Genomic DNA, 22,688 nt, shown 5'->3' on the forward strand with positions numbered 1-22,688 from the left:
GAATAGGAGGAAATGATAATATGAAAAAGTTTAGATTTACTTCAGAATCGGTTACTGAGGGGCATCCGGATAAAATATGTGATCAAATTTCTGATGCCATTCTTGATGAGATAATAGCCAAGGACCCTGATGCAAGGGTGGCATGTGAAGCATTAACCACGACCGGAATGGTCCTTGTCGTTGGTGAGATTAGTACAACCTGCTATGTTGATATTCCACAGGTAGTAAGGAATACTCTTGATTACATAGGATATAATAATCCAGATTTTGGTATTGATGCAAAGACATGTGCTGTTATAACATCTATTCATGAACAAAGTGAGAATATAGCAATAGGAGTAACAGAGACAAACGATAAAGAGCAGGGAGCCGGCGATCAGGGGATGATGTTTGGTTTTGCTATTGATGAAACTCCAGAGTTGATGCCACTTCCTATTTCACTTGCACACCGGTTGACAAGGCGACTAGCAGAGGTCAGGAAGAAAGGTATTTTAAACTGGGTCAGGCCGGACGGTAAAGCACAGGTCACAGTTGAATACGAAGATGGAGAGCCGAAATGGGTACCGAGCGTAGTAATTGCAGTTCATCACAATCCTGAGGTTTCTCATAAGCAGATTGTTGATGATATTAAAAATTATGTAATATATCCAGTGCTTGGTGAATATGTATCCAAGGAAACAAAGTTTTATATAAATGCAACTGGTATTTTTACAATTGGTGGACCTCAGGCAGACTCTGGAGTTACAGGCAGGAAAATAATTGTTGATACCTACGGTGGTATGGGTCGTCATGGAGGCGGAGCTTTTTCTGGTAAGGACCCATCCAAAGTTGATAGATCAGCTTCATATATGGCAAGACATATAGCAAAGAACATAGTAGCAAGTGGATTGGCAAAGAAGTGCGAAGTTCAACTTGCCTATTCAATTGGTATTGCCAATCCAGTCTCTGTATTCGTAGATACTTTTGGTACTGGAGAGGTTGATGAACAAAAATTAGCTAAGGCTGTTATGGAAATTTTTCCATTAAAACCAGCGCAGATAATTAAATATCTAAATCTTAAGAGACCAATTTATCTTAAAACTGCAGCATATGGACATTTTGGAAGAGAGAACGATGAGGATTTTACTTGGGAAAAGCGTAATATGGTTGAAAAATTAAAAGATTATTTTGGGGTGAATTAATGGAAGGTAAAGTAAAAGATGTAGGATTAGCGGATTTAGGGCGCCTGAAAATAGAATGGGCAGAAGCGCATATGCCTGTCTTAATGGCTCTGAGAAAAAAGTATGAGAAGGATAAGCCTTTGAAAGGTATGCGTATAAGCGGGTGTCTCCATGTGACGAAGGAAACAGCTGTTTTAATAAGAACTCTTGTGGCTGCTGGTGCTGAAGTTGCGTGGAGTGGATGTAATCCTTTAAGCACTCAGGATGATGTTGCTGCAGCTTTGTATGCCGATGGGATTCCTATCTGGGCATGGAGAGGCTTATCCGTTGATGAATTTTACTGGTGTATCAGACAGGTGATAAAGCAAAAGCCAACACTTACCCTTGATGACGGTGCTGACCTGATTTTTACATTGCATAGAGAATATAAAGATATTGCAAAGCAGGTTGTTGGAGGATCTGAGGAGACAACGACAGGGATTACTCGTCTGCGAGCGATGGCTGATGATGGAGCTCTACTTTATCCTGTAGTAGCGGTAAACGACGCAGAAACAAAGTGGGATTTTGATAACGTATATGGTACTGGACAGTCAACTATTGATGGTATATTAAGATCAACAAATATTTTATTTGCAGGAAAACAGGTGGTAGTATCTGGATATGGGCACTGTGGAAAAGGTGTTGCAATAAGAGCAAAAGGAATGGGTGCTAATGTTATAGTAACAGAAGTCAAACCAACAGCTGCTTTGAAGGCTACCCTTGATGGATTTAGAGTAATGCCCATGGATGAAGCCTGCACTATTGGCGATGTATTCATAACGGCTACAGGAATGAAAGATGTAATCGTTGGTAGACATTTTGAAAAAATGAAGGATGGTGCTATTGTTTGTAATACAGGGCATTATAACTGTGAGTTGAATCTTGATGATCTGGAAAAAATGACGGTTGAGAAGAAAGAAATGAGATCAAATTGTGTATTGCGTGTATTAAAAAATGGTAAAAAAGTCTTTGTATTGGGTGAAGGAAGGCTCATAAATCTGGTAGGAGCGGAAGGACATCCATCAGAGGTTATGGATATGTCCTTTGCAAATCAGTTTTTATCAATGATTTACCTTTCGAAAAATGGAGACAAACTTGAAAACAAAGTTTATCGTGTCCCTGATGAGCAGGATCAGGAAATAGCAAGGTTGAAACTTGAGACAATGGGAATTAAAATAGATAGCCTGACAGAAGAGCAAATGAAGTACAAGACCAATTATCAGGAAGGGACATAGCAAAATATAAAAGTTTGTGAAAAAATTTTTTACCAAAAATATAATAATCTTCATTTTGTTCATTTGTGTCACTCTTTATTATTGCGAATTTAAACTGCCACCTGAACCATCTTTGCCGTCATCATGGGAAATAAGGGCACTTTTCCCCTTTTATGAAAATTCATATAACCTTAAAGAATTACTTAAAGATGATGACATAATTGCTGATACATCCGGGATATTACACTATAGTAAAATCATTCCAGCGACTGTAAGCGACTTCCCCGATAGCTTCTGGATAATGAATACATATGGAATAAATGAGGGATTTTCTACTGATCAGGCAGTTCAAATTGAAGATGGTAGCTATGTTATAATGCGCCGTATACCAATATATTTTGATACATCAAAGGTTTTTATCAAAGAAGGGATACTATCCAATAATAGCGATTTTAATCATATAATGATACATTTTACTAGTTCTAATCCTGCACCAGAAACGTTATTCATAGCTGTATTTTCGTCTAACATTCATAACGTTGATCGAAATGAAACCTTAGCAAATATGGCTATACCACCCGGGACGACAGAAGATAGCATGTTTGTCGATTTAAGAAATGATACAGTTTTTAATGTTGTCGACGCTGATACAGTGAATTCGCTCTTACTTGAGATTGTATTAAATTTTAGAAGTGTGGAATTAATTAATAATTCTTATAATTTCAGTTTGTCTATTCAACCTTTACCCTTAGAGTTCAATCAGTTGACGGGAAGAGTGATCTCAAGTACGGAAGTGTCAAGTATTTCATTTGTAAATAATCCAGAAACATCGGATACAATTGACTTTAGTGATTGTATTCTGGCACTTCATTTATCAGGTAATTTTAACCAGTTTGATTTGATGAGGTTAAACCTGTTTACAGTTGAGCACGGAGAGAGAAATCATTTTTATACAAAACTTTTCACTCCATCAAGTGTTATTACTCTTGATTCGTTAGGTGTTATAAATACATTTCCAGATAGTATTGTAATGGAGTTGTTGTGTTATAGTAAGCTGAATACATACTATAGTACAAGTTCTTTAATAACACCTAATATTAATGCGGAACTAGTTATTGATATTCCTTTTAAGATTTTACTAACTGATACAATAAGAATTAATGGTGGGAAAGCAACTGAGTTCTATATAGAAGATTCAACCACAAAAAGAAAATTGCAAAAATGTCAAAAGGGTGCAAGTCTTGAAGCAGATGTTTTTAATAATACTCCATTGGAAGGTATTGTTGGATTTATTCACACTAATTATAATTTTACCGTTTATGATAGTATAAACTTTGATAGTTTATTAGCTATTGACTCTATTTTTATTGATACCGTTGGTAGTATTATGTTTGACTCAAGTGGGGGAAAGCAGTCTGACTATTATATTAATTATGAAAAAACATCCAGATTACTATCAGATGGTGAACATTTTCTTATACCTTTTTTCGAATTTTATCCGGGTGGGGATTCCATTTTAACATTAAAGCAAGATCAGAATATTATAATAAAATCCTATATTAGATTTTATTTCGATCCGGACAGCCTAGTAGAGTGAGGGAATTAAAATTATGGCATTAAGATCTGTAATAGTTACATTTTTGCTCGCTATTGATCTCCTCGGTTTTTATTTACCAAATCCTGTTGCCCTTTCTATGGGAGAAGCAATGACGGCATATGCTCATGGTATAAATTGTCTTGGTTATAATCCTGCTAATCTTGCTTTAAATGAGCAGGGACACATTAATATTTTATTAGCCTCGAGTGTAAATTTTTCTTTATCAAATAATGCCTTTTCACTTGAAGATTATTCTGCTTTCGCCGGGGAAAATGCTGGAGTTACGGGGAAAAATAATCAAGGATTGATTGCTGAGCTTGTTTCTGATGAATGCTGGGAATCTTTTTCCATAATGAATATCCCTCTTTTCAAGATATCATTTGGTAATAAAGCCATATCATCAGAGTATTTTTATTTAACGGAATATGGTTTATCGAAAGATTTTATAGAAGTTTTATTCGGTGAGATGGAAAAGGGCAGAGATTATAAATATGAAATTTCAGGGAATGAATTTATTGGGTTAAAAAATGGATTATCAATTGGGTTCCCTGTGGGAAATATTTGTCTAGGGGTATCAGTGTATTATATCCAGGGATTGGCAGGTATAAAAATAGATCCAGATAAATCTAATGGGTATATTAAAATTGATACTTCAAAATTTGTAATTAGCGGTAGCGGTAGTTTTGTACTGGATCAATATATAGGGGCTGAAGGGTTCTCATCGGACATAGGGTTGTTATTCCCGAATTTTTTTGGATGGCGGATTGGTTTAAGCATCATAAATGTTGGTGGAATTTTGAAATTAAATGTACCAACATTTATATCAATGCGATATGGGGAGATTGCTTTAAAAAAATTAGGTGATAGTTTTAATAGAAGAAATAATGTATCTGATCTTGATTTCGATGGTTCGACATACAGTTATGAATTTATAGTTAGAGAAGTGAACGGGCAGAAAATTATTGATTCCGATAGTTCTATTTCGGATTTTTTTGTAAGTAAAAGGGAGGTTAAAAAAAATAATACAACTCCATTAGAAAGAATACCACTAGTATTGCGATTTGGAGTATCCAATAAATGGGAAAGATTGATCTTAAATATTGATTTAATATCTACCTTTGGGGATGGTTACTTATACAAGCAGGGGTGGCAGTTAGCATGTGGAGCGGAATTTAATAAGGTTTTGGGATTCCCCATAAGAACAGGATTAAATATTGGCGGCTATAAAGGAGTGGCATTATCGGTTGGTTCAATTGTTAAAATCGGTTTTATAAATATAGATTGGGCAATAGCATTTCACAGGGGTTTGTTTATCCATAAGATAAAAGGAATTGATTTTGGACTTAGTATTTCAATTAATAAATAGTACAGTATGTTGAAATTGTTTAGATATCATCTTTTAATAATTGTATTAATTACTATTGCTGTTATAAAGTGTACATATGAACCGTTACCGGAGCCAGAAGTGCCTGAATTCAATACTAAGATAAATATACCTCTTCTTGAAGTTGATTATAAGTTTACTGAACTGGTAGATCCAGAGAACAATATTCTATCAAATGTTGATAGCGATTATATATATTTTAGATTTCAAGGCGATATCGATACCACAACTCTGACAAGAGATATATTTGTTCTTCCTGTAAATATGAGTTTTGAAATAACTCAATCATTTGAAGAGATTGACCAGAGCTACTTTAATTTAAATATATCACACACAGAGAGGTTTAGATTATCTGAAGTACTTAATGAACATCTGCCATCAGATTATAACATTGTTGTAGACTCCATTCCCAGAATGACAATGTTTGATAGTCGACAAGGGTTCAGAGTATTCGATAAATATGGGATACCTTTTTTTAAAAGGGTCGATTATGTAACGATAGGAGATGGCGATTTATTTGTAACAATTGATAATCGACTTGGTTTAGATATTTCACCTGTTATAATACAGATTGTTGATACTCGAGGAAATGTTATTTATAATGCCAGTCATGATATAATAGAGTCAGGAACTACAATTGAAGACGGTGAATATGGTAATCTTGCAGGAGTTAGTATTGCTGATTCTATTTATTTTATAATAGCAGCTGAGATACCAGGTACTGATGGACAACCTCATACAATCCCTGCAGGAACAGACCCGTATGCAAGTCTTTCGGTAAGTTTAAATGTAAGGGAGGTAGAGAGTGTTACTGGAATTCCAAAGCCTATAAGTTTTGATATAAGGCGGAAATTACCTAAATCAAAGAATACAGTTATTAATGCTGTACTGGCAATGACTCAAACTAACCCACAAGATACAAATTTTTTAAAGATAACATATAACAATAATACAGATCTGAACTTATTGAATAAAGTGACTTTATTGAATTTCTACGATGAGGATGGGGTGGTAGCTCTGGAGAATACTATTTCCGGTGGTACACAGATAATAAGTAAAAAGAGACTGGATGGTGATACATTGAGGAATCCAGATGGTGTTTCTGTTGTCGATTCTATATTTATTAAAGCTGAATTTGATTTTTTACCAAATGCCGAGGATACATTGGTTACTATAAGAATCGGAAAAGGAGCTGGTGGATTAGGTATTAATCTTTATATATCAAATATGTTGTTAAGTGAAATTACGGGATTTTTCAATTTATATTTTGATATTCCTCCGATGACTATAAGAAATATACCCGAAGGTCTGGATTTCGTAAAGTTTAAATATGCTTATCTATTGATTACAATATATAACCAGATTCAGACATCAACCTACCTCAATCTTGATCTGAATGGATATAAGAATGGTAATGTTGCCAAGACAATAACAGTAGAAGACACAATAACAAAGGCTACTGACGCAATCCCTGTTTCTGAGTCTATTATAAAAGTTAATGTTGCCCCGTTATTTAACTTATTGCCGGACTCGATAGAAGTAACAGGTGTTGCCTATATTCCATCAAACGATACATCAAGGCTACAAGTGGGTAAATCTTTCTGGGGCAGTTATGAGGTAAATGTTCCATTTGTAATGAAAACAAAACCTGTTACTTTTATTCCCGTAAAATCGACCGTTCTGGAGCCTGTTGATGAAGACACAAGACAGAGGATAAAAACTGGGCTAGTCTCAGCGGAGGTAATGTATAATGTTGAAAATGGATGTCCTTTGGCGGGGACTTTACAACTATTATTCTCTAATTTTGATTATTTTCCTCTTGATAGTAGTGAAGAAAATCTTGACTCCGGGTATGTCTGGATTAATGATTCTCTTTTTGCAGATACTGATACTGGCTTAGTATATATATCAATCGATACACTATTTGGAGTACGACTGCCTAAAGCTGAAATTGATCAGGTAGATGGTTCGGTTAAAAATCCAGGTTTTATTTCTGAGTCGTCGGTACTTGATACAGTCAAACTATTTAGGATAATCGAAGATAAAGTTCATTACATAAGACCACGTATATTTTTAGATAGTACTTCAACATATGTTAGAGTATCTGATAGAAATATGGTCAAGATTTCATCATTACTTTCTATTACGATCAGCTCAGAAGGATTGTTAAAATAGCGAATATTATGAAATACAAACTGCTAATTCTTATCCTCTTTATAACACTTTCTATTTTATATTCCCAGACTCGCACAGATCCGAGGGAGATGGCATTATGTGGTGCCTATGCAGTTGAATCCCGTGGGCTATTTTCCGTAGGGTATAATCCTGCTAACCTTGCAATAAGACAAGAGAAAGACAGGATTAGAATCATTGGTGGATTTGCTCTAAATATTAATAATAATTTTTTAACAATATATCGCTATAGAAAATATAACGGGCAGGATTTTGAAGCTAATAATGGGGCATTAAAAAAGAGTTTCCTTGCTTCTTTACCATCATCTGGATGGCGTATTTTTGCTGGATTTCACCTACCGATACCGCTTGTAAACTATTCTTCTGGTAATAAAGCTTTTACCTATGATTTGTTGTTTATAACGGATATTGGCATTGCAAAAGATTTAATAAGAGTGTTAATTGATAGTAATCCAATAAATGAGAAACTTGATCTTACGTTAAAGGAAGAGGCAATAGGTATTGGTCAATGGGCATTTTCCTTTGGTATCCCATTTGAAAATTTCAATATCGGGTTTTCTTTTAAATATCTTCAGGGGTTAATTTATATGGGGTTTAATCCTGATTCATCGTATGGATATTTAATTACCTATTTTACGGACGAAAAGAATTATATAGAGGGGGAAGGTTATTATCTTTTCCAGCAGACAATTGGAGGAATGGGATATAGCTTTGACTTTGGAGTTACCACTAAGCTTATAAATGGATACAGGTTTGGATTATCTATTATCAACCTGTTTGGGAGGATATACTGGAACAAAAGGGTACTCCTGAATAGCTTACTTGATACTGATGAGATACTATTAATGGATGGTAATTATTATAAGTATGAGTTTAAAATAAATGAGGCACGCTTCGGGAGATTTTTTAGAGGTGTATCTTATGATGAGGTATTTAGTGGGAGAGGGACAGAGTTCAAAGATACTACAAAATTCGTTATGAGATACCCAGGTTTATTCAGGATAGGATTTAGTAAGAGATTTAATGATGTTGTGATATGCTCTGATATTATAGCTGGTTTCGAGGATCGGCTTTATAGCTTTGGAAAATGGAAATGGGCTATAGGATTTGAAATATTGAGAGCTGTTAATCGACCTGTTAGAATTGGCTTTGGTATTGGTGGAAAAGAGATGAGGGAAGTGGCAATAGGTAGTGGTTTTTATGGTGGTCTTGTAAATATTGATTGGGCTATAGGGTTCTGCAATAGTATTGTAATAAGAAAAATGCAAGGGATAAAATTTTCTATAATGGTATATACACGACGATAAGCGCAATGTCTCAATGCAGAATGCAGAATGCAAATTGAAAAATGCAAAATCGCCTTTTGTCAGATTTGGCTTTTGTATTCAAAATGTAGACAGAAATAAATTTGACTTTTGCACTTTGCAATCTTCATTTTGCAATTGCCGTAAGGCTATCTTGCCCTTCGGGAAATCGCCATCGGCGACTTCGTGAATACAAGACGTTAAGCGCAAAGGCTCAATGCAGAATGCAGAATGCAAATTGAAAAATGCAAAATCGTCTTTTGTCAGATTTGGCTTTTGTATTCAGAATGTAGACAGAAATAAATTTGACTTTTGCATTTTGCAATCTTCATTTTGCAATTGCCGTAAGGCTATCTTACACTTCGGGAAATCGCATTCGGCGACTTCGTTAATACAAGACGTTAAGCGCAATGTCTCAATGCAGAATGCAGAATGCAAATTGAAAAATGCAAAATCGTCTTTTGTCAGATTTGGCTTTTGTACTCAAAATGTATACAGAAATAAATTTGACCTTTGCACATTGCAATCTTCATTTTACAATTGCCGTAAGGCTATCTTGCCCTTTGAGAAATCGCATTCGGCGACTTCGTGAATACAAGACGTTAAGCGCAAAGGCTCAATGCAGAATGCAGAATGCAAATTGAAAAATGCAAAATCGTCTTTTGTCAGATTTGGCTTTTGTACTCAAAATGTAGACAGAAATAAATTTGACTTTTGCACTTTGCAATCTTCATTTTGCAATTGCCGTAAGGCTATCTTGCCCTTTGAGAAATCGCATTCGGCGACTTCGTGAATACAAGACGTTAAGCGCAATGTCTCAATGCAGAATGCAGAATGCAAATTGAAAAATGCAAAATCGTCTTTTGTCAGATTTGGCTTTTGTACTCAAAATGTATACAGAAATAAATTTGACCTTTGCACATTGCAATCTTCATTTTGCAATTGCCGTAAGGCTATCTTGCCCTTCGGCGACTTCGTTAATACAAGACGATAATCGCAATGTCTCAATGCAGAATGCAGAATGCAAATTGAAAAATGCAAAATCGTCTTTTGTCAGATTTGGCTTTTGTACTCAAAATGTAGACAGAAATAAATTTGACTTTTGCATTTTGCAATCTTCATTTTGCAATTGCCGTAAGGCTATCTTGCCCTTCGGGAAATCGCCTTCGGCGACTTCGTGAATAAAATACGATAAATTTATTTATTGTCTTATTTTGTAAAACATATAACCCCCTGCAAATAAGTAAATCAGATTAGCGATCCAGACAGATAAAAAAGGGGATAGTACCTTGTGATAGCCAAGGGATTGCCCGAATTTTACTAATCCGTAGTATATAAAAATTGCAAGCAGGCTAAATCCGGCGCCAAAGGCAATGTCTTTCCTTGGTCTATAAACTGATATTGGGATCCCGATGAGTATAACTAGGAAGCATGTCAGTGGGAATGCGTATTTATAATGGAGGTTAACTTCCCACCTAGTTGTGTCATTACCACTTGATTTTATCTTTTTTATAAACCTTCTGAGTTCATTGATTTTCATCCCTTCAGGGTCTAATGTCATATATTTTACATCTGCTGGCTTTATACTTAGTTTTATCAGGCTATCGGTTCCTGTCTTTGCTACTATAGGTTGACCCTCAGAGTCGAGCTCCCGATATACATAATTCTTTATTCGCCAATTTTGCCTTTCGTTGTCCCAGTGAAGTAATTTTGAGTCAATTCTTTTTAAAAGTCTATTTTCTTCAAAATACTGGATTGAGATTTCTTTCCCGTAACATGCTTCGACGTTGTACCATTTTATAAATATATTGCAATTTTCAGAGTCCTGGAAGGATAGATCAGTCAGTATATTTTTTTTTCTATATTTTGAACGTTTTAATTCATTTCTTTCAATTTCAATTCTTTTTCTATTGGCGGGGATTACTACGTGGTCCTCAAATAAAAAGGAAAAAATTGTGAACATCAACCCAAGAATTAGTATTGGTAGAGAGACTCTGTACATACTGATTCCGGCTGATTTTATAGCTGACAGTTCATTATTTTTCTTCATGAAACTTATTGAGAATACTGTTGCAATTAATAGCGACATTGGTAATGCTATGCTGATGAAAAATGGTAACTGATAAGTATAGTAAAATAATACCATTTTCACAGTTAACTGGTTCTTAATATATATGTCAATTTTTTCAATTAAATCGACAATTATAAATATGAATATAAATGTCAATATGACCAAAATAAATAGTTGGAGAAAAGATTTTAGTACAAATTTGTCCAGAACTTTCATTTTCAAAATCTTATTAATTGGTAAAAATCAGTTAAAATTATCAATTACTTGGTTGATTTAAAATTCATTTCTTTTAATTTATTCGATTAATTTTTTGAGCATTATGATTAAAAATTTATTTAAACTAATTCTTGTCACAATGTCATTATCATCAGCTATCAGTCCAAGATGGAGTGATGAGTTTCATATAAATTTCCCAAAAATCGTGTTGAGGAATATCCCATTTAAAGTTGAATTTGAAGTTCCAGATCAATATATACATGAAAGTTTGGTTTATAGAGTTGAGAAGAATATTGATACAGTATTAGTAAAAAATAAATTTTTTAGTGTAGAAAATTTGATTTTTTCTAAGACTGGAAAGAATATACTTGAAATAACAGCAAAGGATTTCTATAAGAGATATTCTATTCGCGTTATCCCTGGGTTTATAGCCATTGTCCTTCCGCTGGTTGCGATATTGTTTGCACTTTTGGTAAGGGAGATGATTGTAGCACTATTTACAGGCATTTTTATCGGTGTGACAATCATTTATGATTACAATGTTTTTAAAGGATTCCTGTACACTTTGAGTGAATATTTAGTAGAAACGGTGACGAATCAGGAACATGCGACAATAATATTGTTTACGCTCTTATTTGGTGGGATGATTGGCGTTATTTCTAAAAATGGTGGTATGAATGGCATTGCTATGTCTGTATCTAAATATGCAAATAGTCGTCGTAAAGCTCAGTTAGCAACGCTATTGTTAGGACTATTTATATTTTTTGATGATTACTCGAATACACTGATTGTAGGCAATACAATGAGACCTTTTACTGATAAAATGAAAATCTCAAGGGAGAAACTTGCATATATCGTAGATTCTACTGCTGCACCAGTTGCATGTTTAGCGTTTATTAGCACATGGTCGGTTTTCCAGATGAGTCTTCTTGAAATACCTTTTGAAATTTATGGTATTAACAGAAGTCCTTATATAGTTTTTCTAAAATCAATTCCATTTAATTTGTATTGTTTGTTTGCTATATATGTTGTATTTCTGTTGATCATTTCAAAAAGGGACTTTGGTCCGATGTATGATGCGGAGGTAAGAGCTTATAAAGAGAATAAATTGTTAAGGGATGATGCCCAACCTTTGATGGATGACTCAAAATTTTATGCTAATAAAATAAAGAGAAAAGAAGGCAAATGGATTGATGGTGCGATACCTATTCTCGTGGTTATAATTGCAACTGTTATAAGTTTATATTTTACAGGGCTTTCGAATCTGAATGGTAAGTTAAAGAATATCATTAATATAATTGGAAGTTCAGATGCTTATTCGAGCCTGTTATGGGCATCGACTGTTGGTGGTATAACGGCGATAATTTTATCTCTTTTTAGAAAACTTTTAACATTGAGGGTGGCTATTGAAGGATGGTTATTGGGCTTGCGATCTATGTTGCTAGGAGTTATAATACTCGTATTAGCATGGACAATAGGACGGGTTTGTCTTGACCTAAAAACAGCTGATTATATAATAAATATAACAAAAAATATTATGAAACCCTGGCTCTTACCTTTTGTTACCTTTACTTCGGCTGCACTTGTGAGTTTTTCCACTGGCACTTCTTGGGGAACAATGTCGATTCTTGTCCCCCTTATATCACCATTAGCTCTTAGATACACAGATGGTAATCCGGATTCTATAATTTTCCTTTCCAGTTTCGCAGCTATATTATCAGGTGCTACATTTGGAGATCATTGCTCGCCCATTTCTGATACGACAATTTTATCCTCAGTGGCTTCGAGTTCAGACCATATTGATCATGTTAGAACTCAATTACCATATGCGATAACAGTTGCCATTTTTTCTGGTATTCTGGGTTATACTCTATTGGGTTTAGGATTGAATTATTTCATAATAATTTTTATTATATCAATGATACTGATTTTAGCTGTTTTTTTAATTGGTAAAGAAATAGATAATTAGTATTTTTTCAAATGGGAGATTAATATGCCTTTGTTAGAAGTTTGTATTGTAAATGATAGTCCAGTAGCGAATTATATAGGAAACCTATTAAAAAAACCTGATGCGGTGGTCTGGATTAAGATGCCGGGGCAAAAAAATAAGATATCTAATTTGGAGAGTGTTCTAAGCACTCAGATAAAAGCAGAATTTGAGACCCGAGAGGTTCAGCCAGGAGATATCCATGATTTTATAAAAGTATGCGAGCAGATTATAAAGGACTACCCACAGTACGATATAATATTGAATGCTTCCGGTGGTGACAGGATTCAGGCGATACTTGCCTACGATATTTTTATGAATGCAGGGAAAGAAGTTATATTGGTAGATACGGATCATTCCAGAATAGTTGATTTGAAATCCAAGGAAGTTAAATCTTTTCATGCAGCACTTACTGTGAATGAATATGCTGCACTATACGGTGTGAAAGTTTTATCAGGTACACGCTTTGATCCAGAGATTGGGAAGAGAAGTAGTTTGACATATTTTTTGGGAAATAATATAGAGAAGATTGTTCTTTTCATAGATAAGGTAAGAGCAGAGTGGAATGAACTGGGAGAAGAAAAACCTTCCAGACAGTGGAAACTGAATGATCGTTTCATAAAATTTACTATTAATTATGATGCTGAAAAAAAGGCGATGAAATTTAGGTATGGTCAGCAAGACAACGTTAAAACCTGTGAGATAGGAGGAAATGCCTATTCATATATTTTCAATGGTGGATGGTTGAGGGAGCTGGTTTTTCTCAGAGTGCATAGGTCTCAATATGATGATATAAGACTTGATGTTAAGCTTGACAGAAGCTCTCACTCACTTAGTCCAAAGGCAGAAGCAATTATTGATATCGCAATGCTAAGAGGGTGTAAATTTTATATATTTCAATGTTTTTCCTATCCTATAACAAGGGAATCTTTTATAGCCTTGAGATCTATTATTCATACAATAAATTTATTTAATGCTCAAGGTTATATATTCGTATCACATCAGCCAAATAGAAGTTTTATAGAAAATGCACGTGACAATGGTCTTCACGTAATTTCGGGAAAGTACATTGCAAACTTTAATATTTAAAAAAGTGTAATAAGCAATCCACCAGTTAATATAATTATACCACCAATTAATCTTTCTTTTATATTCTTTTCATTAAAAAATATCCAGCCAAACAGGATGGCAAAAAGAAGTGAGAAGCGTTTTAAAGAAATCATGTATGCAACCTGAATTTTTGAAATAGCTATAAAGTGAGTGATAGCCATTATCGCCATAAAAATTCCAATCATAATGTAGCTTTTGCTTCTTTTTAATATTTTTATATTCTTTTTTTTCGCCTCCATTATCGCAATTGGGGTAAAGAATATAGCAAGTAATGTAAAATAAAATGTCGACATAATAATAGCGTTGGAGTGTTGAATAGCTAGTTTCCCCAAGGTACCGGTAATTGAATATATTATTGCTACTAAAAACATTAGGAGTGAACCTTTATTCTTAAATATCGCTTTAAATGGTTCTAAAAAGCCATATCTAGCTCTATCAAGCTGGAGTATGTAAGTCCCCAGTGATACAAGAATCACACCGATGATCCCGTTGACAGAAAGAGTTTCGCCAAGAATTATTCTGGGTAGAAATAGTAAAAATATAGGTGTTAGTCCGAGATAGGGGACCGTAAGAGACAGAGGTGCCACTTTTATAGCATACATATACATATATGTTGATAGTAAATCCATGGCTACGCACAGAATAATAGCGATCCAGAAGGTTAGATCGAGTGATGGTATTTTGGTAAAGAAGAGTGTAGGGAGTAAAAAGGGTAAAGCAAATGCCTCACGTACCCATGCTATGATCAATGGTGATGAGAATTGAGATTCTTTCTTTGATACTGTGTCGGCAGCAGCAAAAAATAAACCTGATGTGATTGATAATATGTACCAGATCATAACTATACCATAAAACAGAGATGAAAAATAAGTTTTAAACGTTATAAATCAAAATAAAAAAGAAAAGGGAAGCCTTATTATTGGGCTTGGGCTTCCCTTTCTCGGGGTGGGGGTAGAAGCTAAAAATTTATCAGGTAACTTAGTTTTAGCATTATAGTATTAAATGGTGCTGCTTTTCTCAAAGATTTTAATTCTCTATCAAAATCAAATATCCCGAAACTATCGTAAGAATCAATATTCTGAGACCAAACTATGTAAAGAAGCGAGCCAGGTGAGTATTCCCATCGTATTACAAAGTTTGATCTATATTGCCTATAGTTAAAATTGGGATTATCAAAAGATATATCGGTATTACCATCTGTATCAATATCAATATTATAAACCTCATTTTCCTCATCGTAGTTTATTTGCGAAGGTGAGTAGGTGTAAAATCTTTTATCAAACTTATCAGCTCTTGGGTTGTTTACCTCTTTAAATTCTGAGTATTTTCCAGTAGCTATGAATGGTTCACAGTAAAATTGAAGAGAAAGATTTGGAGTGAGGGTATAATCCAATCGCATTTGGCATGAGATAACTTTTTGTTCTATTTTAGAAAATACGTAGTGATTTTTATTATCTACTTCAAAGCAATCTACCCACATCCAATTATTAACAGCGATTCTATAGGATGGTTCAATGGAAATTCTCATGTTTTGATGCGGACGAAGTGTCAAGTGAGGATTTATCCACCTGCTATAGGAATTATCTTTACTCTTTGATTGCCCGAGGAAAACGTTCCCTGCTATATTTTTTCTGTAATCAGATTTAATACCAAACCAGAAGTTATGACTTCTTGGATATTTAATAGAAGGACCTCCTCTTAATGCATTTGTTGAAATACCACTTAATTCAATGTTATAACCTGTGTGTAGTTCCCAGTAGTTTTTGAACTCAATATGAAAATTGACATTGCCTCCATTACCAAGATTAATTTTTTCAAAATTGAAAGCTGACCATTGGTTGAAATTAATCTGGTATTCTCTATAGAAATATTTTGGATTTGTTTGAACAAATGCCACCCATGTAAAATGGATAATTTGGTCAACCTGTTGCATATATCCGAGGTCATTTATCTCAAAACCTGGACTGGAGGTGACAAGACCTGAGGCAAATCTAAAATGTCCTCCTGCTATTTTACCAAAAGCTATTTTATTAGCATATCCTGTAAGGAATGTTCTATTGGAATCAAGATTTACATGTTTTGCATCCGGTCTTTGAAAGTACCTTGCCGAACTTTGCTGGGTCTCTATCATAGCTTCATTTGAGCCATGGACATATGAATATGCCAGTGCAAAGTCAATCATGTAATTTCTATTCCAGAATAAGTTGGTGAAATCAAATCCCATAGTTAGAGCTCTGTCTCGTAAAAAATTAAGTGCAGGATCATCAATCTTTCGGTATGTATAAGTTAAAATTCCCCCGAGAGTTGTATTTCCATTTCTAAAGTCCTTTTGAAGTCTTGCAACTGTATAATTCGTCATCGGTTCAACAACCTCTTTCTCTTTTCTACCTGATTTATATCTTATATACGCGTATTCACGGTCAGTTTGTGCATTGAGTATTCCAATTGATATTCCATTATTTGTTTTACCGGTGACTTTACTTGCGAAAAGAATTGTTGTCCAGTCGGGTTGATTACAGTAGACAGTATCAGAGCTTATGTCGGATTCTACATCTCGCTGAGGAGCTCGTCCTATTCTCCTTGAATAGAATAGGGAGTTTCGAGATAGATCTCCGTCGCCAATGCCAAGTGAGAAATTAAAAATATTTCTGCCTTCTATAAAAAATGGTCTTTTTTCAGGATAGAACGTTTCAAACGCCGTTAAGTTTAAAACACCTGGATCAGCCTCTACCTGACCAAAGTCAGGATTAACAGTCATATCCATAGTTAGATTATTTGTAATACCAATTTTTGCGTCTAATCCAAAGTTTCTTAAAATATCGTAATTGTTTTTATGTACTTCTGTCCTTAAAAGATTGGATAAGTTAATACCGCCAAGAGTATATGGGTATAGGTAAATTCTTTTTTGCCTTGGTATATCTGTGATTCCAATTAGGTTTCCATAGTGACTAACCCATCCAGTTTCATTTTTTGACCAATAAGTCCAATACTGTCTCTCATTCTTCCTGGCAATTTGTCTATAAACCTGTATACCCCACTGTCCTGTGTTATTATTAGAAAATCTCAACTCTTTCATAGGAATCTTGAATTCTACAAACCATCCGTTAGTATCAATTCTTGTATCACAAAACCATATAGGGTCCCAGCTCCGATCACTATTATTATCATCGAATCTAATCATATCCATTTTAACACCTATAGGATTTATCCGGAATTCGAAAGCTGTCCTGTTGTCATTGTAGCTGTCGATTGATACTGCGACCCAATCCGATGAAGAGTAAGAATCTCTTCGGGTAAGATATGCCTTTATTTTGTCTGGTTTCGAATCATAACAATAAACAAAGACATATAAAAATTTATTATCATAAGCTACCTGAAAATAAGTTGGTTCAGAACCAGGTTTCCCCTCCTCAGGTTCCCTTTGAATAAAACCTCCTGCTTTCTGTGCTCTTTGCCAGACAGGATCATCAGGTTTACCGTCAATTATTATTACTTCCCCAGGCATAAGCTTTTCTGCCTTTATTGTCTTTTCCGAGGGGAAAAGCTCAGAATAAACTATTGTTAAAAAAAGTAACCAGATAATTTCAAGTTTTCTTATCATTATATATAACCTCTTTTGTTTTCAATTTTCGTAAATGGGACTAAATAAAGTGGTCAAAAGTTGCCCGTGTAATTTAATAAATAATTTCTTTCTATTTCTTTTTCTTGTGATTTAATATTAACTGTTATATTTTAAAAGTTATTTTATTGAAAAAAGTGATTTTATGCTATTGATTATATATCTAATCCTTTTAATAATACTAATTTCAATATATTTAAACTTAAAATATCCAGCCATTTCATGGGATTTAAAAAATATTGATAAGAGAGATTTAATTTTCCCTAATGATTTCCTGTGGGGTGTTGCAACATCTGCACATCAGGTAGAAGGTAATTGTACGAGCAATGATTGGTTTCTATGGGAAAATAGTATTGATGAGGAAGGTTGTCCAAGAGTAAGATTTGGACATAGATCAGGTTTATCATGCGATCACTGGAATAGATATAAGGAAGATATAAAGCTTATAAAAGAGCTTGGTTGTAATTCCTATAGATTTTCAATAGAATGGAGTAAGGTAGAACCAGAAAGAGGAATATGGTCTCGGGAGGCTTTGGATCATTATAAAGCTCTTTGTGAAGGACTTAGGGATTCAGAAATTAAACCTTTTGTGACATTACATCATTTTACAAATCCGATCTGGATCTGGGAGATAGGTGGTTTTGAGAATAGAGATACGGTGGATTACTTTATAGATTATGTTGCGAAGGTTGTGGATGAACTGAAAGAATATGTTGATTTCTGGATGACTTTTAATGAACCACTAGTTTATGTAATTATGGGCTGGATATATGGTAAATTTCCACCAGGGAAAAAGGATTTAATACTATCAGTCGAGGTATTAATGAATATTTTAGAGGCTCATTGTCTTGCATACAGGACTATTCACGAGCTGGATAATGTTGATAGTGATGGTGATGGAATAAACTGTAGCGTCGGTATAGCCAAAAGTGCTCAGATATTTGATCCATATCGTAGATGGTATTTACCCGATTGGATTGTGTTTTATTACTTGGATAATTTCTTTAATGAATCTTTTATCGAGTCATTATTAACGGGTGAATATAGATTACATATTCCATTTAAAGTAAATCTTAAGAAAAGTATTCCAGGTTTGAAATATTCATATGATTGGATAGGAATTAATTACTACACACGAATATTGTGCGGTTTTTCATTAAAGAGACAGTGGGGATTGTTGCTGGAAAATACAAAGAGTCTACCGATATCGGATATGAACTGGACAGTATATCCTCAGGGATTATATCGGACTCTTATAAAATATCGGAAACTCGGGGTACCTATTTTTATTACTGAAAATGGTATAGCAACGGAGAATAAAAATCTAAGGAGAGATTTTATTTTATATCATGTTGACGCTATGCATGAAGCACTTCTTGATGGAGTTGATATTAGAGGTTATTTTTATTGGTCATTGATGGATAATTTTGAATGGGCTGAGGGTTTTACTAAAAGATTTGGATTGTATCATGTGGATTTTAAAACTTTGAAGCGCAGGCTCAAAGAGGGTAGTAATATTTATAAAGAAATTATTCAATTAAATAGGCAAAAGGAGTTTTGTGAAAAGTAATACTCTGATTATCTTATTGTTAGATTTTTACCAAGTTGAATTTACTTACTAATTATAGGCGAGTGTTATACTTGGTTGATTTGATAAGTCGAAGATGCATTATCGTTGCTGATCTAATCCCTGATGGTTGTGCAATAGTGCTTAATATGAATATGGCCTATAATGAGAGAAACAGTCTTTACTCTGACGTGTAGATTCTGGTAATAAAAATTATTTAGCTGGCTAAAGGAGTATATAGGGTGTTAAGCGCAATGGCTCAATACAGAATGCAAAATGCAGAATGCAAATTGAAAAATGCCAAAATAGAAGCGATTTATCAGAACGGCTATTAGAGTTCGCAGCAAGTAGCATTAAATTGACAGTTAGACTTAAAAGGACTGCTGTGGGACGGTACATAGCAAATCAGCTAATGCGAGCTGCTTCGTCTTCTGGGGCAAATTATGAAGAGGCATGTGGAGCAGAAAGTAGAGCCGATTTTATAGATAAGATGCAACTCGTCTTGAAGGAATTACGAGAGTCTTTATATTGGCTGAAACTGGTGGAGAGAAGCGACTTAATTTCTGGCAATGAGCTACAACCATTATTGGCTGAATCAAACGAATTGATCAAAATTGTTGCAAAATCGGTAATCACTGCGAAAGGAGGGGGAAAATGACTTTGCAATTTGCACATTGCAATCTTCATTTTGCAATGTTGTATTCACGAAGGAAGGCCACAGCGTCGTATAGCTGGTATCGCTCATTGCAAAAATCAGAATGCAAATTGAAAAATGCAAAATCGTCTTTTGTCAGATTTGGCTTTTGTACTCAAAATGTATACGGAAATAAATTTGACTTTTGCACTTTGCGATCTTCATTTTGCAATTGCCATAAGGCTATCTTGCCCTTCGGGGAATCGCCTTCGGCGACTTCGTGAATACAAGACGGTAGCTTTTCCCAATTGATAAGATGTATAAAAGAAGTTATATATTGACGGAGAAAGAAAATCCAAAGAGTTCAAAGATTGATCTTATGAGTACAGAAGAAATTGTAAAATTGATGAATGAAGAGGATGGAACTGTTCATAAAGCAGTTAGAAGAGCTATTCCCGAGATTGTAAAAGCTGTTGATACTGTGTATAATACATTAAAGGCTGGTGGTTGGCTGTATTATGTGGGTGCGGGAACAAGTGGAAGGTTAGGAGTACTTGATGCGAGTGAATGTCCCCCCTACATTTTCTGTCTCCCGTGATATGGTCCAGGGAATTATTGTTGGTGGGTACAAAGCATTACGTATGTCAGTTGAGGGTGCTGAGGATAATCCCGAAGATGGTAAACGTGATTGCGTGAGAAAGGGGATCAATAAAAATGATGTTGTTATAGGTATTGCTACAGGGGAAACAACACCTTATGTGCATGGTGCTTTGGAGTATGCAAAATCAATAGGTTGTAAAACTATATTTCTTACAAGTACTCTAAGCAGAGATATAGAAATAAATGCAGATATCGTGATAGAGGTGCTTACATGTCCTGAGATCATTGCGGGTTCCACCAGATTAAAAGCGGGTACTGCAATAAAAATGGTTTTGAATATGATTAGTACAGCTACTAAAATAAAGCTTGGAAAGGTATACGGGAATTTGATGGTGGGCCTAAAGGCAGTTAATGAAAATCTGATTGATAGAGGTTGCAGGATTATATCAAAGGTAATAGGTTTATCCTATGAGGAAAGTAAAAAGTATTTATTTAAGGTTAATAAAAATGTTAAAGTCGCCCTCGTGATGATTAAAAGAGGAATTACAAAGAGACAGGCAATAAAATTGTTAGATAAATATAATGGATTTGTTAGATTTATATTAGATAATAATGAAGGGGAGGTGTTATGAACCCTTATATTTTCAGGGAATATGACATAAGAGGTGTTGTAGAAAAAGATTTTACCGATGAGGTGGTAGTAAACCTTGGAAAAGCTTTTGGGAGTTATGTAATTGAGAAAGGGGGAAGTAGAATTGTCATCAGTGGAGATGTTAGAATATCAACTCCCAGGTTAAAAGAACTTTTTACCGAAGGGTTACTCTCAACAGGTGTTAACGTGATAGATGTGGGGATAGTACCGACACCTGTGAATTATTACAGCATGTTTGTACTGCAAGTCGATGGAGCTGTGCAGATTACTGGTAGTCATAATCCATCGGATATGAATGGATTTAAAATGTCTTATGATAAAAAAGCAGTTTATGGGAAAGATATTCAGTACTTGAGAGAGTTGATTGAAAAAGGTTCATTCAGAACAGGTAAGGGTAGCTTTCAAAAAAAGGAAATTCTACAGGATTATATAAATTATATAGTTTCCAAGGTAAAGTTGGAAAGGAAATTGAAGGTTGCAATGGACTGCGGGAACGGTACTGCTGGTCTTGCTGCCCCTGAAATTTTTAAGAAAATTGGTTGCGGTTTGAAAGAACTTTTCTGTGAGATCGATGGTACTTTTCCGAACCATCATCCTGATCCAACTGTTTTAAGCAACCTGAAATGGTTGATTGATGAGATAAAAAAATGTGATTATGACTTTGGTGTTGCCTATGATGGTGATGCAGATAGAATTGGGGTTGTGGATGATAAAGGAAATATCATCTTTGCTGACTATATAATGATTTTATTCCTGGATGAGGTTATAAAAAAGAGTGGAGAGACTATCGTTTTTGATGTTAAGTGTTCTCAGGTGCTGGAAGACCAAATAAAGAGACTTGGTGGGAAACCATTTATGTGGAAGACAGGACATTCTCTGATAAAGGAAAAGATGAGGGAATTGCGGGTTCCTTTTGCTGGGGAGATGAGTGGGCATATTTTCTTTGCAGATGATTATTTTGGTTATGATGATGCGATCTACGTATCAGCGAGATTTGCACAAAAAGTTTCGAGGCTTGATAAAAAACTATCGGAGAAGTTAAAAGAGTATCCTCATTATTATTCAACGCCAGAGATGAGGCTTGAATGTCCTGATGATAAAACAAAATTTGAAATTGCAAAAAAGGCTCATGACTATTTTATGAAAAATTATGATTGTATAGATGTCGATGGTGTAAGGATAAAATTTAAGGATGGATGGGGACTTGTTAGAGCTTCTAATACTCAACCTGTTATCGTAACAAGGTTTGAAGCCATCAGTGAGGGAAGGTTGAACGAGATCAAGGAGTTAGTATTAAATAAGCTTAAAGAATTTGGTGAAATTAAAATCTCGGAGTAACCT

Annotated in this window: 14 protein-coding genes and 1 pseudogene; 12 read left to right on the forward strand and 3 right to left on the reverse strand. The window is 34.7% G+C overall.

All coding sequences use genetic code 11. The features are described 5' to 3' along the window. The first annotated feature begins 20 nt into the window (after window positions 1-20). From H0Z29_05205 to H0Z29_05230, 6 genes are all read left to right on the forward strand, one after another. A complete protein-coding gene (locus tag H0Z29_05205; GenBank protein ID MBO8130901.1) occupies window positions 21-1,181 on the forward strand; it encodes a methionine adenosyltransferase in 1,161 nt (386 codons plus the stop codon). Beyond that, window positions 1,181-2,434: an adenosylhomocysteinase gene (gene ahcY / locus H0Z29_05210; protein ID MBO8130902.1), complete on the forward strand. Its 1,254-nt coding sequence runs from the start codon at window positions 1,181-1,183 to the stop codon at window positions 2,432-2,434. The genes H0Z29_05205 and ahcY overlap by 1 nt, the downstream gene beginning before the upstream one ends. Window positions 2,435-2,546: 112 nt before the next feature. Next, window positions 2,547-4,010 carry a hypothetical protein gene (locus tag H0Z29_05215; protein MBO8130903.1) on the forward strand — a complete coding sequence of 488 codons (1,464 nt, stop codon included), beginning with the start codon at window positions 2,547-2,549 and terminating at the stop codon, window positions 4,008-4,010. A gap of 13 nt (window positions 4,011-4,023) precedes the next feature. Continuing rightward, window positions 4,024-5,376, forward strand: coding sequence for a hypothetical protein (locus tag H0Z29_05220; GenBank protein MBO8130904.1), 1,353 nt, complete (start codon window positions 4,024-4,026; stop codon window positions 5,374-5,376). Between the two features lie 6 nt (window positions 5,377-5,382). Further along, window positions 5,383-7,569 (forward strand): hypothetical protein, encoded by a 2,187-nt coding sequence (locus H0Z29_05225; GenBank protein MBO8130905.1) that lies wholly within the window; start codon window positions 5,383-5,385, stop codon window positions 7,567-7,569. Window positions 7,570-7,577: 8 nt separating this feature from the next. Further along, window positions 7,578-8,894 (forward strand): hypothetical protein, encoded by a 1,317-nt coding sequence (locus tag H0Z29_05230; GenBank protein MBO8130906.1) that lies wholly within the window; start codon window positions 7,578-7,580, stop codon window positions 8,892-8,894. Window positions 8,895-10,092: 1,198 nt separating this feature from the next. Here H0Z29_05230 and H0Z29_05235 read toward each other — a convergent pair. After that, on the reverse strand, window positions 10,093-11,178 hold the full coding sequence (locus H0Z29_05235; protein MBO8130907.1) for an LptF/LptG family permease: 1,086 nt from the start codon (window positions 11,176-11,178) through the stop codon (window positions 10,093-10,095). A 103-nt stretch (window positions 11,179-11,281) separates the two neighbouring features. Between H0Z29_05235 and H0Z29_05240 the strand changes: the two genes are divergently transcribed. Further along, window positions 11,282-13,147 carry a Na+/H+ antiporter NhaC family protein gene (locus H0Z29_05240; protein ID MBO8130908.1) on the forward strand — a complete coding sequence of 622 codons (1,866 nt, stop codon included), beginning with the start codon at window positions 11,282-11,284 and terminating at the stop codon, window positions 13,145-13,147. A 24-nt stretch (window positions 13,148-13,171) separates the two neighbouring features. Beyond that, window positions 13,172-14,254, forward strand: coding sequence for a DUF1887 family protein (locus H0Z29_05245; protein ID MBO8130909.1), 1,083 nt, complete (start codon window positions 13,172-13,174; stop codon window positions 14,252-14,254). On the opposite strand, the gene H0Z29_05250 is transcribed toward H0Z29_05245, so the two are convergent. Continuing rightward, window positions 14,251-15,114, reverse strand: coding sequence for a DMT family transporter (locus tag H0Z29_05250; GenBank protein ID MBO8130910.1), 864 nt, complete (start codon window positions 15,112-15,114; stop codon window positions 14,251-14,253). The genes H0Z29_05245 and H0Z29_05250 overlap by 4 nt on opposite strands. A 119-nt stretch (window positions 15,115-15,233) precedes the next feature. Beyond that, complete coding sequence (locus tag H0Z29_05255; GenBank protein ID MBO8130911.1) at window positions 15,234-17,876, reverse strand: carbohydrate binding family 9 domain-containing protein; 2,643 nt, start codon at window positions 17,874-17,876, stop codon at window positions 15,234-15,236. 163 nt (window positions 17,877-18,039) lie between these two features. Here H0Z29_05255 and H0Z29_05260 point away from each other — a divergent pair, with 163 nt between their 5' ends. The 4 genes and pseudogenes from H0Z29_05260 (at window position 18,040) to H0Z29_05275 (ending at window position 22,685) form a co-directional block, all read left to right on the forward strand. After that, window positions 18,040-19,464, forward strand: coding sequence for a glycoside hydrolase family 1 protein (locus H0Z29_05260; GenBank protein MBO8130912.1), 1,425 nt, complete (start codon window positions 18,040-18,042; stop codon window positions 19,462-19,464). 280 nt (window positions 19,465-19,744) lie between these two features. Continuing rightward, complete coding sequence (locus H0Z29_05265; protein ID MBO8130913.1) at window positions 19,745-20,119, forward strand: four helix bundle protein; 375 nt, start codon at window positions 19,745-19,747, stop codon at window positions 20,117-20,119. 283 nt (window positions 20,120-20,402) lie between these two features. Then, a pseudogene (murQ, locus tag H0Z29_05270) lies at window positions 20,403-21,327 on the forward strand (N-acetylmuramic acid 6-phosphate etherase). Then, the gene (locus tag H0Z29_05275) at window positions 21,324-22,685 is read left to right on the forward strand and encodes a phosphomannomutase/phosphoglucomutase (GenBank protein MBO8130914.1); all 1,362 of its coding nucleotides are present in this window, start codon (window positions 21,324-21,326) and stop codon (window positions 22,683-22,685) included. The pseudogene murQ and the gene H0Z29_05275 overlap by 4 nt, the downstream one beginning before the upstream one ends. Window positions 22,686-22,688: the final 3 nt, after the last annotated feature.

This window comes from Candidatus Neomarinimicrobiota bacterium, from assembly GCA_017656425.1.
Taxonomy (GTDB): domain Bacteria; phylum Fidelibacterota; class UBA2242; order UBA2242; family B5-G15; genus JACDNV01.

Excerpts from the sequence above, each read along its gene's own strand:
- H0Z29_05205 (MBO8130901.1), top strand. The coding sequence starts at position 21 with ATGAAAAAGTTTAGATTTACTTCAGAATCGGTTACTGAGGGGCATCCG.
- H0Z29_05235 (MBO8130907.1), bottom strand. The coding sequence starts at position 11,178 with ATGAAAGTTCTGGACAAATTTGTACTAAAATCTTTTCTCCAACTATTT.
- H0Z29_05250 (MBO8130910.1), bottom strand. The coding sequence starts at position 15,114 with ATGATCTGGTACATATTATCAATCACATCAGGTTTATTTTTTGCTGCT.
- H0Z29_05240 (MBO8130908.1), top strand. The coding sequence starts at position 11,282 with ATGATTAAAAATTTATTTAAACTAATTCTTGTCACAATGTCATTATCA.
- H0Z29_05225 (MBO8130905.1), top strand. The coding sequence starts at position 5,383 with ATGTTGAAATTGTTTAGATATCATCTTTTAATAATTGTATTAATTACT.
- H0Z29_05265 (MBO8130913.1), top strand. The coding sequence starts at position 19,745 with ATGCAAATTGAAAAATGCCAAAATAGAAGCGATTTATCAGAACGGCTA.
- H0Z29_05275 (MBO8130914.1), top strand. The coding sequence starts at position 21,324 with ATGAACCCTTATATTTTCAGGGAATATGACATAAGAGGTGTTGTAGAA.
- H0Z29_05260 (MBO8130912.1), top strand. The coding sequence starts at position 18,040 with ATGCTATTGATTATATATCTAATCCTTTTAATAATACTAATTTCAATA.
- H0Z29_05230 (MBO8130906.1), top strand. The coding sequence starts at position 7,578 with ATGAAATACAAACTGCTAATTCTTATCCTCTTTATAACACTTTCTATT.
- H0Z29_05255 (MBO8130911.1), bottom strand. The coding sequence starts at position 17,876 with ATGATAAGAAAACTTGAAATTATCTGGTTACTTTTTTTAACAATAGTT.
- H0Z29_05220 (MBO8130904.1), top strand. The coding sequence starts at position 4,024 with ATGGCATTAAGATCTGTAATAGTTACATTTTTGCTCGCTATTGATCTC.
- H0Z29_05245 (MBO8130909.1), top strand. The coding sequence starts at position 13,172 with ATGCCTTTGTTAGAAGTTTGTATTGTAAATGATAGTCCAGTAGCGAAT.
- ahcY (MBO8130902.1), top strand. The coding sequence starts at position 1,181 with ATGGAAGGTAAAGTAAAAGATGTAGGATTAGCGGATTTAGGGCGCCTG.